The organism is Corynebacterium matruchotii (genome assembly GCF_011612265.2).
GTDB classification, from domain to species: Bacteria; Actinomycetota; Actinomycetes; order Mycobacteriales; family Mycobacteriaceae; genus Corynebacterium; species Corynebacterium matruchotii.
This window is the reverse complement of sequence record NZ_CP050134.2, coordinates 1,278,559-1,293,097: the sequence shown is the minus strand read 5'-3', so window position 1 is coordinate 1,293,097 and position 14,539 is coordinate 1,278,559. Positions and strand designations below refer to the sequence as shown.

Sequence of the window (14,539 nt, the reverse complement as noted above, 5' to 3'; positions counted from 1 at the left end):
TGGGGTGTAGAGTTTCGCCAGGGCGACGGCGCGGCCGAGCCGGGTCATGCCTTCCTGAATGTCGTTGAGAAAGAACATTGTGTTGAAGATTTGGGTTTCGGCCCGGACGGCGAGGAATACCGCGGCGGAGGCGGCGCCGGCGGTGATATGGTTGTGGGCGGTCAGCCAGGCGCCGAGGCCGAGGGCGGCAATCACCCACACCCCGGAAATGGTTTGGGCGAGGTGGAGCAGCCGGTTGATGTAGGGGACGCGGGTGGCAGTGGCCTGGAGGGCCGCCCAACTTTTGGTTTGCATGCGGTCAAGCGCCCAGGCGCCATAGCGGAATGCTTTGAAGGTAGCGAGCCCCGGAGGGTGTCGAGCAGGGTGGCGTTGCGTTCGGCCTCGATGGCGGACATGGCGTTGGTCACCGGGGGCAGCGCCCCGATCCAGCGTTTACTGATGGGGACGAAAATAACGGCGATGACCAGGGCGAGCACACCGAACCGGTAGTCGATGAGGGTCATGGCGCCGATACTGAAGGGGAACATCAGGAGCATGAACATGACCCGGGACCCAATCTGGCTGAACTGGGTGACCGGCTGGTCAATGTCGTGGGTCATGCGGGTGATGACGTTGCCAGTGCCGAGCGCCATGACATCGGGAATGGGTGCCTGCAGGGTGGAGTTGAGGCAGTCGCGTTTCAGGTCGACGCTCATGCGGCGCAGTTTTATACCAATAAGATAGTTAGCAAGCGAACGCAGGCAGTGGCCAACGAAGGTGGCGGCACAGGCCACGCCGACCAGGATCATGAGGGCACGCTCCCCCGTACCGACAATGGGGACGGCGACGCCGCGGAGGGCATCCACGCTGTAGCCCAGCACGTTGGCCTCCAGAATGGTGCAGGCAAGTAAGACACAGTGCAGCGCAATAAGGCCTACCCACCAGCGGCGGCTGAGTGCGTTACGGAAGCCACCAAGGTAGCGGAGGGTTTCGGCTACGGGGGCTGGCGCCAGCGGGTCATGGTGGGCGAGTTGGTGAGTCATCGGACGCGTTCCTCTCCGGCGGCGCGAGCCCAGGTTTTCCGCCCGGAGATGACAAGGGTAATGCTGGTGGCGCGCAACTGTTTTATGGCCTGCACCACGGCGTCGAGGGTGACCGCGTCCAGACCGGTGGTGGGTTCGTCAAACAGGAGCACGCGGGGGTTGCGGGCGAGAGCCCGGGCCAGGGCGACACGTTGCCGCTGCCCACCGGACAGGTTGAGGCCGGCCTCGCCGAGCGGCGTGGTGGGCAACTCCCCACCCGGACCGTACCCGCCCAAACGTTCGATAATGTCGGTGCAGGCGGCAGCATCGAGGGCTGCTATCACTTGTTCATGAGGGATATCCCCGGTGGGGTTGATATTTTCGGCAAGGGTCCCTTCGAACACACTCACGAGATGCGGGGTGGCAAGCACCTCGTCGAGCCCGGCGAGCACATGATAGTCGCGGTAATTATCCTCGGTGGGTTGCCACACGTGCAGCCCAGGCTCAAAGGCGGCGAGGAGTTCCTCCGCTTTGCGATGCTCCCCCGTGTCGTCCCCCGACTGCTCGGAGTCCGCCGCCGTGGCGTCAATGAGATCACTAATGCGGTCGCCGGCGGCGATGGCGCGCGCCCAGGTGCTCGATAACATGCCCATGGAGATACCCAACGCCTGGAGCGCCGGGCCGGCGATCATGGAGATGGACACCAATTCGCCCGGGGTAATCTCCCCCAGGTGGGCGAGCCAGGCGGCATAGCTGATGGTGAGAATGACCAGGAAGGTGGGCACGAGCTGGCGGAGGAAATCCATGCCGATGGACACCCGCATGTCCCGCTCCATGGCATCGAGAACCGTGTCGCTGGTGGCGTCGAACCGGTGCTGGGTGATTTCTACCGCCCCCAGACCTTTAACCACGCGAGAGCCTTGGGCGACGTCAGTAGCAAGACTAGCAAGCCCGGCCTCTGCCTGGCGGCGGGCTGCGGACACCCTGGTGATGGGCCTCGCGGTGAGTGCCGCGGCGCCGGCGGTCAGCAGCGCACCCACGGGCAGCAGCAGGGCGATCGTCAGGGATATGGGGGCGATACCGAAGGTCGCACCGATGAGATAGCCGATCATCATGACGGGAAATCCAGTGATTTCCCGCACATCGGCGCAGGTTTTCGTGTCCGTATCGACGGTGCTTAAGATCGTGCCCGGGCTGTGGCGAATATCCCGACTGCGCAGCAGCCTGGCGGTGAGGAAGAGCCGAGTGTTGTGCACCACCCGGGCGATCCCCACTTGACTCATGCCCATTGAGGTGGTTTCGCCTGCAATACCGAGGATCATCAGTGCGCACAATAATCCCAGCGGTAGGAGGATTTCCGCGACATGGCCCGTGCCGAACGTGACGTCGATAACGCGGCCCACAACGATTGTGGCGACGGCGCTCATGCCCGACCCCACACCCTGCATGGTGACCTGCCATGTCACCGCCCCGGGGTATGCCAACAGCATATTGCTCGCCACCCGCCTGCCACCATCCCACGTGTCGGGGCGGAGGCTGCGGTCGGTGGTGGGTGGTTGGTCTGGGGCGAACCATCGCCAGGCTATCCCCCGCCTGAGTGGTTTTGGTTGTGATTCTGATGGGTGTGCTGTCATCATTATTAACAGTAACAGCTTTGCCACCAACGGAATTTTGGGGAGTTTTACCTGCTGATTTGCCTTATTGTTGGTTTTTCGCTTAAAGTGTAGCGAGTGCCCAGCCGATATGGCTGAAACCACATCCTAAGCCCGGGTGGCGGAATGGCAGACGCGCTAGCTTGAGGTGCTAGTGTCCTACTAATGGACGTGGGGGTTCAAGTCCCCCCTCGGGCACACATGATGACCCCAACTGTTGCAGGTTGGGGTTTTGCTTTACGACGCCCACCCGTGCGCCAGCATGCGTACATACCTTTTATACCGACGCCGACATTACGCTCAGTAGCCTCTCACGCACTACCAGGAGGCATCAGGAAACCTGCACCACCGGCTGGCTGGACATAATAACATTGTGATTAGCCCCCCATCCTGGATCACGTGCTCTGGCCCAAGCATAGGAAGGGGCCATGCCAACACACGGCAAGTCACATGCTCCAGTGACCGAATAAACCCCGAGATCGCAAAAGAAAGTCTTGCTCAATGTATTCCAAATATATGTTTTGGCGAAGAATGCCTGACGAAAAACACATGCTCACAGCCCTGCGCCACCAGGTAGCGCAAGATACCAGCCTGCATTTGTATATTTTCTTCAAGTTCGAGACGCTGCAAAAATTTTCCGACATGACACGCCAATACGGTGGCGTACTGCTCTGGCATTGGGATTTTACAGACACACCGCTCGGGTTTCTGATGCGAAAGCCCATTGTAGGGTTGGTGGAATTTGACTGCTCTGACCCTAAAAGTGATCCCGCAGGCGCATTCTTTCACTCCCTCAATACCGCTCTTGGAAGCAGAGCAATGGTGAGCGATGACCCAACATTCCCAGACAAAGCGAAGCCTCTTCTAGCCTACGACTATTCTCCAGCAACGTTCATGGGGACCGAAGAAGAGAAACCCAAGACGTTTAACATCACTGACGAACTCATCAACGCCGGCGCGTTATTAACTTATAGGGTAGAGATTTACGATCAACCAGACGACAAAGAAGACTATTGGATGGAATTCCTATGCGTCAACGACTCCCGTGATGAGCTTTACTAGCCTTAAGGCAGAAGCGCTAGTGGATTCCCAGAAATGATGGACGGGCATACCGAGACGAATAATGAAACAATGTGGAACATCTTCCAAGGAATAGAATAAATTAATGGATTTTAAAAAGACCGGAATCCCCCAGTATTCCATTAATGATCCATTCCGTAAGTTCCAGGAATCATTAGAGAATGTCACAACCATTGGTTTTGGATCCATCCGAGGCTACCTGGTCTTAGACGGAAATAATTACCTTATCGGGGTGGATCAAAATGAAATCACTGGAGAAGTAGCATGTGTTGAGGTTGCCTCACTTTTTCATGGCGACACATTCGAAGGTATTGACCTTACTAATATGTCCGCTGAATCTTTCGCCCAAGAACTGGCAAAGATTGGTTCCACGCCTGTTGTGGAAATCGATAACGTCTGGTGGCCTAAGGAACGCATGGCATTTTATGTGTACAAGAACACCCCTCGCACAGTTTGCTGGTGGGGAAACACCACTGACATTGAAATACAGGAAATATTTTCCCAAAGACAAGAAGATTTCCCAGCATAACGAAGCTTATTCAGCTACTGGAAAACCCACCCACGCCAACAGATGACGAATCGAAAGGAACACGTCATCTATCTTGTTTTTCCTTACACTTTCAGGGAGTAGTGATGTGGGTTAATGCCTTAAGAAGCTGAACCATAATTTCCCAGCAACTGGATAAGCTGCCTTGTTTACGATAATGAACAACACAACCCAGGGTTACTATTAAGCGTAAGTGCCTGCAAATACTGACACTTGACAGGTAGTCTTATACCTAAAGAATTTCCTCAAGGTAGTGATGATAATGGCTAAAAGTTTGTCTCAGCGGGTTGCTGATGAAGCCCGTCCGCCTGCGGTGTTGGGGCGGTATCCAGGGATGCGTGATTATTATGCTGAGGTGCTTTTGGATGACTTAGTAGAGTCTGGTGCATGGCTTGACCTGGAACTTAAAAGGCCGTTTTTGGCTACATGGGTGAATGATGAGGATTTTGACAATCCTGATAGTTGGAGAGAACCTATTATTGGTCGCACTCAGAAGAATGTGCGGAAGTTCGCAGCAATGGCCCCGGTAGTTGATTTGGAATCATTACGAGGAATGCAGGTGAAGCTTTTTTATGATGATTAACAACACAATCAAAAGATCTAGGTGATGGTAATGGCTAAACGTTTGTTTCAGCAGGTAGCTGACGAAGCCCGTCCACCTGCAATATTGGGCCGGCCCGGGTGCGGACCACCCGACTATTTCACCGACGTACTTTTGGATGATTTAGTGGAGTCTGGTGCGTGGCTTGACCTGGAACTCAAAAAACCATTTTTAGCGTTATGGGTGAATAGTGAGGACTTCGATAATCCTGATTGGGAGGATCCCATCATTGGTCTTACTCAAAAGAATCTGCGCAAATTCGCAGCAATGGCCCCGGCAATCGACCTGGAATCGCTGCGGGGAATGAAGGTGTACCACAACCATATGTACGATGATACACACAGCCCAGGGTTACTATTAAGTGTCAGTGCCTATAAAATCTGACACTTGATAGGTAGTCTTATACTTAAAGAATTTCCTCCAGAGAACCCAGTCGGTGATGGTAATGGCTAAAGATATATTTCAGCGGGTTGCTGACGAAGCCCGGCCGCCTGCAATATTGGGCAGGTATGGGATGTATGAGAATGATGATCAAGTGCTTTTGGATGATTTGGTGGAGTCTGGTGCATGGCTTGACCTGGAGTTAAAGATACCGTTTTTGGCTTTGTGGGTCAATGATGAGGATTTTGACAATACTGATAATTGGAAAGATCCCATCACCGCTATTGACCAAGCAAATGTGCGCAAGTTCGCAGCAATGGACCCAGTAGTTGACCTAGAATCACTACGAGGAATGAAAGTGAAACTCTTTTACGATGATTAACACACCCCAGGGTTACCATTGAGTGTCAGTGCCTATAAAAACTGACACTTGACAGGTAGTCTTATATAAAGAATTTCCTCCAGAGAATCCAGTCGGTGATGGTAATGGCTAAAAGTTTGTTTCAGCGGGTAGCTGACGAAGCACGTCCCCCGGCAGTGTTGGGGCGGTATGGGTTGTATGAGGATTTTGAGCAGGTGCTTTTGGATGATTTAGTGGAGTCTGGTGCATGGCTTGACCTCGAACTTAAAAGGCCGTTTTTAGCGTTGTGGGTGAATGAGGAGGATTTCGATAACCCTGATTGGGCTGATCCTATTATTGCTATTGACCAGGAGAATGTGCGCAAATTCGCGGCAATGGACCCGGTAGTTGATTTGGAATCGCTACGAGGAATGCGGGTATACCATATTGAACCATATGTACGATGACGAACAACACTCAAAAGATCTAGGTGATGGTAATGGCTAAGGATTTATTCCATCGGGTTGCTGACGAAGCACGTCCCCCGGCAGTGTTGGGGCGGTATCCAGGGATAGCCGACTATTTTGTCGAGGTGCTTTTGAATGATTTAGTAGAGTCTGGTGCATGGCTTGACCTGGAACTAAAAAGGCCGTTTTTAGCGTTGTGGGTGAATGAGGAGGATTTCGATAATCCTGATTTAGATGATCCCATTGAGATTCTTACCAATTCAGACGCACACAAATTCGCAGCAATGGACCCAGTAGTCGACCTAGAATCACTACGAGGAATGAAGGTGAAACTCGTTTACGATGATTAACAACAAAACCAAAAGATCTAGGTGATGGTAATGGCTAAGGATTTGTTTGATCGGGTTGCTGATGAGGCGCGTCCCCCGGCAGTGTTAGGGCGGTATCCGGGGATATCTGATTATACTGGTGATTTGCTTTTAGATGATTTAGTGAATTCTGGTGCGTGGCTTGATCTGGAGTTAAAGAGGCCGTATTTAGCGTTGTGGGTCAATGATAAGGAATTTGATAATCCTGATTGGGATGATCCTATCATTGGTCTTACTCAGAGGAATGTGCGGAAATTCGCGGCCATGGACCCGGTAGTTGATTTGGAATCGCTACGAGGAATGAAGGTATACGTTATTGAACCATATATACGATGATGAACACAGCCCTAGGGTTGTGTGTGATAGTTAACGAAAATACTCCCTGTTAGTAATGAGTTTATGATTCAATGAGTCATGAACTAACAGGGAATATTATGATAATGATCAACTCATTGAACAACCCCCACAAAGCAATAGCTACAGCAAAACCCCCGGCCCCTGGGTGCGTAAACCAAGGGCCGAGGAAGTCTGTTACTCCCCCACTATTATGAGGATGAGCCATCCGTCGGCTGGTTCGTCTCACCACGACGACTACTACCAGTAAGAGCAGGCGCCCGCAGATCACCATTCTCCGGGGGCACCACACCAAGATCACTGCTACCACCAGCCCCAGGGCCACCAACCCCACCAGGACCAGGACCAAACCCACCCTGGGCGTTCTCCCCCGCCACCACCTCGGTCGTGGCCGAACCACTAGTCACCTTATAGGTTTGACCTTCTGTAATCTGCGGCATAGACACAAACAACGAGGTCGCGGCCTGCTCCGCCATCAACGACACCACCTCAGCATCATTACTATCAGTAACCTTCACCCGATCCTGGGCCTTCACCGTCACATTCTGCTGAACCCACCCCTGCCCAGCCGTGGGAGTCTGCGGCATACCACCACTACCGATACCGACCACCGTGCCACCAGTGATAGTAAACGTGCCGTCCGCGTCGAAACTACCGTTATCCACGGTGGTCGGGCCAATCACCGTGGTAGTGCCACCGGTGATAGTCAGATTACCGTTAGAATCCAGCCCATCAGCATCCGCATAAACCTTCACAGTGCCGCCGTTGATGGTGATCGAGGGGGTGGCGTTCTGGTCCGCCAGGCCGTCGTCAAGCGAAGCGTTCATCCCATCATCGGTGGAATGCGTAGTCACCGTGCCGTTATTGATAGTCACATTGAGCGCCTCCAGGGCCTCATTCGACTTGCTCACGTTAATAGTGCCCCCATCAATCGTGAGGTTCTTCACCGCCTTCAGGCCGTCGTCGCCCGCGGAAATCTCCAGGGTGCCGCCGGTGACGGTCAGGTTTTCGTCCGAATGGATGGCGTCCTTGTCTTTCGACGTGACGGTGAGCTTGCCGGACCCATCAATTGTGAGGTTACTCTTTGAATCCACCCCATGGCCGTCGGTGCTGCTAATACTGGAGTCCCCGGCCACATACAGCACCACATCCCCCGCCTGCTTGATGCTCACCGTGGAGTTTATGGTGGCCCCATCAAGCCGCAGCACCACGGCAGCATCCTTGGGGGCGTTGACGGTAATCGGCGTGGTGATATTCCCGCTCACCTTGTACACGCCCGCCTCGGTGATGGTGCCATCGCTGGGCAGCTGTTTCGCTTCCTGCTCGCTGTAGGCCACATTGCTTATCGACGCCGTGGGAAACGTCGCAGCATCAACAGTCTTACTACAGGCGGTGAGCGCCAGGGCGGTAGACAGGCCGGCAACAATCATGGTGAGAGATTTACGGTTCGACATGGGATTCTCCTTCAATTTCGCAGTTGGTCCGTTACAACATTGGTTCTCATTCTGCACAATGAAACTGGAGAATCACTTTCGCCCTCATGCTAGATTCCCACCAGCCTATTAGAGTTTTAGTGGCGAAAACCTGGCATATCCCTGATAGGAAGCCGTCGAAAAGCTCACAGCCGGTAGCGTCCGGCCACCCATGCCACGGTCGCAACAATGGTCACCGCCGTGATGCCATACAGCGACCCTAGGAGCCCATTGAGCCCATTCACGCGAATAATCACCCCGAGAATCAGCTCGACGGCCAGCAGCATGGCCAGGGGCAGGACCATCTTGGTGCGCCACGCCAACACCCCCATGCCTACCAGGATAATCACGGCCAACCCCACGCGGGCGAGTTGCAACGCGGGCGTCTTATCCATGTCGTTGACCAGCCACAACGGCCACCCCATACACCGGGTGTACGAGCCCGCGGCCGCGGTGAGAACCCCCAGGCCGTGCAAGACAAACAGCCCGCCCAGCACCCCATACGCCAACTGGGCTATTCGACGATTCTGTTCCAGCTCCACCCGGCGCGCCGCAACCAGGGTGATCACAATGGTCACCAGGGACATGAGTGCGCACCACAGGTCGGCCATGCCCTGGATGGGTGTCAACCCCGTCTTGATGGTGAACATGCCGAAAATGCCCGCGCCCAGGGCACCAGCCACCGCAAACCACGGTAGAACGCGCACCACCCGGAGTGGATGTTTCCGCGCCATAACCGCGGCGACGAGTAGCGCCGGCAGGGTTGACATGGCGAATACTCGGTGCGTGAATTCAATGATTGGGTTGAGTTCGCCCCGGGGCAGAATCTGCCCGAAGTAGCAGCCTGGCCAGTTTGGGCATGCCGCACTCGAATAGGTGGCGCACACCACCGCCCCCAGGGCAACCGTGCCGAATGTGATGAATGCGGCGATCTTCAAGCACCACAGGGTTGAGGCGCTAGTCTTCATGGTCGAACGCCGCCAGAATCTTTTCCGCCGCCAGGGTTGGGGTGATTTGTGCCTGCCGCAGTTGGGATTCTACCAGTTTGCGGGTCGCAACCACGTTCGGATTGGTGTTCAGTCGTTGCAATAGGGTTTCATGCACCATGGACCACATCCATTGCACTTGTTGTTCCCTGCGCGTGTGTTCGAAGGCGCCGGATTCTAGCATGGCCTTGTGGTGGTCTTGCACGTGTTTCCAGAATGTGTCGATGCCTTCGTGTTCGACGGCGGACATGGTCATTGTGGGTGGGTGCCATGAGGCGTTTTCGGGCCGGACCATGCGCATGGCTGCCGATAGTTCCCGGGCGGCTCGTTTTGCGTTCTTCAGGTTTGGGCCGTCGGCCTTGTTGATTGCCACCAGGTCCGCCATCTCTAGGATGCCTTTTTTGATGCCTTGTAGCTGGTCGCCGGCGCCTGCTAACGCCAGGAATGTGAAGCAGTCCACCATTTGCGAGACCGCTACCTCGGATTGGCCCACGCCCACAGTTTCCACCAGGATCACGTCGAACCCGGCTGCTTCGAATACCACCATGGATTCCCGGGTGGCTTTGGCCACGCCGCCTAGGGTGCCGGCGGACGGCGATGGGCGGATAAACGCATTGTCTTCCCGGGCTAGTTTGGCCATGCGGGTTTTGTCCCCCAGGATTGAGCCGCGGGTTTTTGTTGACGACGGGTCGATGGCCAGTACGGCAAGCTTGTGGCCATCGCCGATGAGTGTCATGCCTAGGGCCTCGATGAACGTGGATTTGCCCACGCCGGGCACCCCGGTGATGCCTACCCGTAACGCGTTGCCGGTGAAGGGCAAGAGTTTGACCAGGAGTTCTTGCGCTAGCACCCGGTGGGCGGGGGCGGTGGATTCCAGCAGGGTGATGGCCCGGGAAATGTGGGTGCGTTCGCCTGCGCGTACCCCGGTGAACAGCTCATCGACATCAATGCGGCGGCGGGCGCGGGTGACGATTTCTGGGGCCACGGCGGTCTGTTCGCCTAGGTCGGTGCCGGCGGTGGTCATGAGGGAGCCGAGGTGGTGTTCGAGGTATTCGTCGTCAATGGTCATGGTGGTTGGTGCTTTCCTTTGAAGATTTTTTGGCTCTGAATGTCAATGCCGGCCACATGATGGAACAGGTGGCCGGCATGTCATGAAACTAACCCGTGGTCAGGAGCCCGTGGTTATGAGGCGCTCGCGGTGTCGTCCGGGACGTCGAGGTCCAGGCCCAACTGCTTTGACAGCTTTGTCAGCATGTCAATGGCGGAGTCGGCGATGACTGTTCCGGGCGGGTAGATGGCTACGGCACCGTCGTCGTAGAGTTCCTGGAAGTCTCCTGGTGGGATGACGCCGCCCACGACGATCATGATGTCTTCCCGGCCGAGTTTGGCCAGTTCTTCCTTCAGGGCCGGCACCAGGGTGAGGTGGCCGGCTGCCAGCGAGGACACGCCCACGACGTGGACGTCGGAGTCCACTGCGGCCCGGGCGGCCTCGGCGGGGGTTTGGAACAGGGGTCCCACATCGACGTCCATGCCCAGGTCGGCGTAGGCGGAGGCTACCACCTTCTGTCCCCGGTCATGGCCATCCTGGCCCATCTTGGCGATGTAGATACGCGGCCGGCGGCCTTCTTCGGCTTCGAATGCGTCGGCCATGGCGATGGCTTTTTCGACGTTACCCACGGCACCTTCCTTCCCTACTTCATCCTTGTATACGCCGGACAGGGTGCGGATCTCCGCCTCATGGCGCCCGAACACCTTTTCGAGGGCGTAGGAGATTTCGCCGACGGTGGCCTTGGCGCGGGCGGCATCCACGGACAGCTTGAGCAGGTTTTCGTCCAGGTTACCGGGCTCTTTGTCTTCCTTGGCGGCGGCTGCGGTGAGCGCCTCCAGGGCGGCCTGCACGGCTGCTTCGTCACGCTCGGCGCGAAGTTGCTTCAGCTTGGCCAGCTGTTCGGCGCGCACCTTGGTGTTGTCCACCTTGAGCACTTCGATCTGCTCGTCTTCGGGCACCACATATTTGTTCACGCCGATGAGGGCTTGCCGGCCGGAGTCGATACGGGCCTGGGTGCGGGCGGCGGATTCCTCGATGCGGAGCTTCGGGATGCCCTCGATGGTGGCCTGGGCCATGCCGCCGGCGGCCTCCACTTCTTCGATATGGGCGCGGGCCCGCTCCGCCAACTGTTCGGTGAGCCACTCAATGTAGTAGGAGCCAGCCCATGGGTCGACGGGCCGCACCGTGCCGGATTCTTGCTGCAGCAGCAGCTGGGTGTTCCGGGCAATGCGGGCGGAGAAGTCGGTGGGCAGGGCCAGCGCCTCATCCAGCGCATTGGTGTGCAGCGACTGGGTGTGGCCCTGGGTTGCGGCCATGGCCTCAATGCAGGTGCGCGGCACGTTATTGAACACGTCTTGGGCGGTCAGCGACCAACCGGATGTTTGCGAGTGTGTGCGCAGCGACTGTGACTTGGGGTTCTTCGGCCCAAACTTGGCCACCAGCTCGCTCCACAGCAACCGCCCGGCGCGCAGCTTGGCAATCTCCATGAAGGTGTACATGGAGATGCCCCAGAAGAAGGAGAGGCGGGGGGCGAATTTGTCCACGTCAAGGCCGACATCTTTGCCGGCGCGAATGTATTCGACACCGTCGGCGAGGGTGTAAGCGAGTTCCAGGTCGGCGGTGGCACCGGCTTCTTGGATGTGGTAGCCGGAGATGGAGATGGAGTTGAAGCGCGGCATCTTCATGGAGGTGTATTCGAAGATGTTGGAGATGATGCGCATGGAGGGTTTTGGTGGGTAAATGTAGGTATTACGCACCATGAATTCTTTGAGGATGTCGTTTTGGATGGTGCCCGCGAGTTTTTCGGGGGGCACTCCTTGTTCCTCGGCGGCAACAATGTAGAGGGCGAGGACGGGGAGGACGGCGCCGTTCATGGTCATGGAGACGGAGACGTTGCCCAGGTCGATGCCTTCGAAGAGTTGCCGCATGTCCAGGATGGAGTCGATGGCCACGCCTGCCATGCCGACGTCGCCGAGGACGCGTTCGTTGTCGGAGTCGTAGCCGCGGTGGGTGGCGAGGTCGAATGCGACGGAGAGGCCTTTTTGGCCGGCTGCGAGGTTGCGCCGGTAGAAGGCGTTGGATTCGGCGGCGGTGGAGAAACCAGCGTATTGGCGGATGGTCCAGGGCTGGTTGGTGTACATGGTTGGGTAGGGGCCGCGCATGAAGGGGGGCATGCCGGGGAAGGAGTCGAGTTGGTCATCGGCGACGGCGTTGTTACGGTCGGCGCGGTCGAAGACTCGGGGGACGTCGATGCCTTCGGGGGTTTCCCATACTTGGTCGCGCAGGTAGGTGACGTCTGCCTCGGTGGGTGTGGCGTCGGATTGTGCGGGGTAGTTGGCAAAATTAGGGATGGTGCTCATGGCTTATGCTCCCAACTTCGTGAGCAGTTCGGCCAGGGTTGCCGCTGCGTCGATTTTCATATTGAGGTATCCGTCTGGTTCGAATTCGTGTCCTGGGGATCCGGCGAGCAGGATGGTGTCGACGCCGGCGGCACGGAGGGCTTCGTAGGCGTCTTTGCCGGTGGCGTCGTATTCCTGGTCGGTGCCGCAGATGACCGCGATGGGGGCGGATTTTGCTGCGGTGGTGAATTCTTCGGTTCCGGGGGTTACTTGGCCGGGGTTGAGGGCTTCGATGCCGCCGGAGGCGAGGAGGTTGGTGGCGAATCCGGTGCGGATGTTGTGTTTGGCGAGCGGCCCGAGGGGGATGAGTACCGCTGCGGGTCGGGTGCCACGGACTTCCATGTAGGCGTCGGAGCGGTTGCGGAGCGCTTCGAATTCGGCGGCCCAGCGGCGGACGCGGCTGGGTTCTACTCGCAGGTCGGCGGGCAGTGGTGCTTCGGCGAGGTTGGGGAATTCGTTGATGGCGGTGATTTTCTTGATGCGCCGGGCGATGTCTTTGCGTTGCGCCTCGTGTGCGTCGTCAAGCAGCTTTGCGACGGTGCCGGCTGCGATGGCTTGTTGTAGGCCGCCTTCGGCTTCGACGCTGGTGAAGACTTCCCAGGCTTTGTCAGCGAGTTGGGTGGTGAAGGCTTCGATGAAGTAGGAGCCGCCACCGGGGTCGATGACGTGGCTGAGGTGGGATTCTTCGAGAAGAAGCAGGTTGGTGTTGCGGGCGATGCGGCGGGCGAAGCTGCGTGAGGTTTTCGGCAATCCGCCGGGGATGGCCCAGTCGAAGGGGAGCACTTCCACGTCGGTGGCGCCGCCAACACCGGCGGCGAAGGCAGCGACGGTGGAGCGGAGCATGTTGACCCAGGGGTCGCGTTGGGTGAACATGACCGGGGCGGTGAGTGCGTGTTGGGGGCAGGTGCCGTGTTCGGGGGCGCCGACGATTTCGGCGACGCGGGCCCAGAGTTGGCGGGCTGCCCGGAATTTTGCGATTTGGGCGAATTGTTCGTCGGTGGTGGCGAACCGGAAGGAGATTTGATCGAGTGCTTGTTCGATGGTGAATCCGGCGTCGGTGAGGGCGCGGAGGTATTCGACTCCGGCGGCGAGGGCGAGGCCGATTTCTTCTGCATCAGTAGCACCCTGATTGGAGAAGGTGACGGCGTCGACCAGGATGGCGCGGGTGTTATCGCGTTGGGCGGCTTGTTTGGCTAGTTCGATGGTGTCATCGAGGCTGATGGTGGCGCCGCCGTTGACCATGGAGGTGAGGGGGGTGGCGCCGAGTTCGATGAGTTGGGGGGTTTCTTGTTGGCTGTCTGCGACGGCGAAGAGGGCTTTTGCCTGTTCGACGGTGCGGACTCCGGCGAAGAGTCGCACGGGGCACAGGGACAGGTAGACCCCGTTGAGCAGGGTGGCGATGTCGGCGCTGCCCTGGATGACGAGGTTGGTGGTGCCGTTGTAGAGCGAGTCAAGGACTTGTTGGTTGGTGGATTTTTCGTCGAAGGATTCGGCGACTCCCCAGCCTTGGTTTTCTTGGCCTACTCCGGCGGCGCCGCGCCGGTAGGGGAAGACGCCGGGCAGGGCGGCTTCTTCGAGTTCATCGGCTCGGTTGTAGAGCGGATTGATGGGGATGCCATCGTAGGTGGTTTTAATGAGTTTTTGCCAGATATCCAGGGGGATGTCGGCGACATCCTTTTTTTGGACGCGGGCGAACACTCCGGCAACGGCCTTGTACCAGGCTTGTTGCTTCTCGATCAAGGTGTTTGGTGCGTCAGTCACGAGTGGGTCCCACTCCCCTTTTGAGGTAGTTTCCGCGAAAGGTAAAAGGTGTGATGTGAGCAACAGCCTTGGTTTCAGGGAA

The 14,539-nt window shown here is 57.2% G+C and carries 15 protein-coding genes and 1 tRNA gene; 9 read left to right on the top strand and 7 right to left on the bottom strand.

What is annotated here, in order from left to right:
* Nucleotides 1-191: 191 nt before the first annotated feature.
* Both HBA49_RS05850 and HBA49_RS13130 read right to left on the bottom strand, forming a co-directional pair.
* Nucleotides 192-1,022 (bottom strand): ABC transporter ATP-binding protein, encoded by an 831-nt coding sequence (locus HBA49_RS05850; RefSeq protein WP_208634955.1) that lies wholly within the window; start codon nt 1,020-1,022, stop codon nt 192-194.
* Complete coding sequence (locus HBA49_RS13130; protein WP_276529246.1) at nt 1,019-2,638, bottom strand: ABC transporter transmembrane domain-containing protein; 1,620 nt, start codon at nt 2,636-2,638, stop codon at nt 1,019-1,021. The genes HBA49_RS05850 and HBA49_RS13130 overlap by 4 nt, the downstream gene beginning before the upstream one ends.
* Nucleotides 2,639-2,765: 127 nt before the next feature.
* On the opposite strand from HBA49_RS13130, the gene HBA49_RS05840 reads away from it, so the two are divergent.
* The 9 genes from HBA49_RS05840 (at nt 2,766) to HBA49_RS05800 (ending at nt 6,773) form a co-directional block, all read left to right on the top strand.
* Nucleotides 2,766-2,851, top strand: a tRNA-Leu gene (locus tag HBA49_RS05840).
* A gap of 303 nt (nt 2,852-3,154) precedes the next feature.
* Complete coding sequence (locus HBA49_RS05835) at nt 3,155-3,715, top strand: hypothetical protein (protein WP_169309392.1); 561 nt, start codon at nt 3,155-3,157, stop codon at nt 3,713-3,715.
* A gap of 103 nt (nt 3,716-3,818) precedes the next feature.
* Nucleotides 3,819-4,262 (top strand): hypothetical protein, encoded by a 444-nt coding sequence (locus tag HBA49_RS05830; protein ID WP_005526027.1) that lies wholly within the window; start codon nt 3,819-3,821, stop codon nt 4,260-4,262.
* Between the two features lie 280 nt (nt 4,263-4,542).
* Nucleotides 4,543-4,863: a hypothetical protein gene (locus HBA49_RS05825; RefSeq protein WP_005526104.1), complete on the top strand. Its 321-nt coding sequence runs from the start codon at nt 4,543-4,545 to the stop codon at nt 4,861-4,863.
* Nucleotides 4,864-4,893: 30 nt separating this feature from the next.
* Nucleotides 4,894-5,265, top strand: coding sequence for a hypothetical protein (locus HBA49_RS05820; protein ID WP_005526271.1), 372 nt, complete (start codon nt 4,894-4,896; stop codon nt 5,263-5,265).
* A gap of 61 nt (nt 5,266-5,326) precedes the next feature.
* Nucleotides 5,327-5,644: a hypothetical protein gene (locus HBA49_RS05815; protein ID WP_040431836.1), complete on the top strand. Its 318-nt coding sequence runs from the start codon at nt 5,327-5,329 to the stop codon at nt 5,642-5,644.
* 104 nt (nt 5,645-5,748) lie between these two features.
* Nucleotides 5,749-6,069: a hypothetical protein gene (locus HBA49_RS05810; protein WP_040431837.1), complete on the top strand. Its 321-nt coding sequence runs from the start codon at nt 5,749-5,751 to the stop codon at nt 6,067-6,069.
* Between the two features lie 32 nt (nt 6,070-6,101).
* Nucleotides 6,102-6,419, top strand: coding sequence for a hypothetical protein (locus HBA49_RS05805; RefSeq protein WP_005526108.1), 318 nt, complete (start codon nt 6,102-6,104; stop codon nt 6,417-6,419).
* A gap of 30 nt (nt 6,420-6,449) precedes the next feature.
* Nucleotides 6,450-6,773, top strand: a complete 324-nt coding sequence (locus HBA49_RS05800) for a hypothetical protein (protein WP_005526210.1) — start codon at nt 6,450-6,452, stop codon at nt 6,771-6,773.
* 209 nt (nt 6,774-6,982) lie between these two features.
* Here the strand turns inward: HBA49_RS05800 and HBA49_RS05795 are convergent, their stop codons facing one another.
* From HBA49_RS05795 to HBA49_RS05775, 5 genes are all read right to left on the bottom strand, one after another.
* Complete coding sequence (locus HBA49_RS05795; protein WP_005525795.1) at nt 6,983-8,245, bottom strand: carbohydrate-binding domain-containing protein; 1,263 nt, start codon at nt 8,243-8,245, stop codon at nt 6,983-6,985.
* Between the two features lie 164 nt (nt 8,246-8,409).
* On the bottom strand, nt 8,410-9,231 hold the full coding sequence (locus HBA49_RS05790) for a COX15/CtaA family protein (RefSeq protein WP_005526422.1): 822 nt from the start codon (nt 9,229-9,231) through the stop codon (nt 8,410-8,412).
* Nucleotides 9,221-10,318, bottom strand: a complete 1,098-nt coding sequence (gene meaB / locus HBA49_RS05785; RefSeq protein ID WP_005521119.1) for a methylmalonyl Co-A mutase-associated GTPase MeaB — start codon at nt 10,316-10,318, stop codon at nt 9,221-9,223. The genes HBA49_RS05790 and meaB overlap by 11 nt, the downstream gene beginning before the upstream one ends.
* 113 nt (nt 10,319-10,431) lie before the next feature.
* A complete protein-coding gene (gene scpA / locus HBA49_RS05780; RefSeq protein WP_005526302.1) occupies nt 10,432-12,657 on the bottom strand; it encodes a methylmalonyl-CoA mutase in 2,226 nt (741 codons plus the stop codon).
* A gap of 3 nt (nt 12,658-12,660) precedes the next feature.
* A complete protein-coding gene (locus HBA49_RS05775; protein ID WP_005526244.1) occupies nt 12,661-14,457 on the bottom strand; it encodes a methylmalonyl-CoA mutase family protein in 1,797 nt (598 codons plus the stop codon).
* Nucleotides 14,458-14,539: the final 82 nt, after the last annotated feature.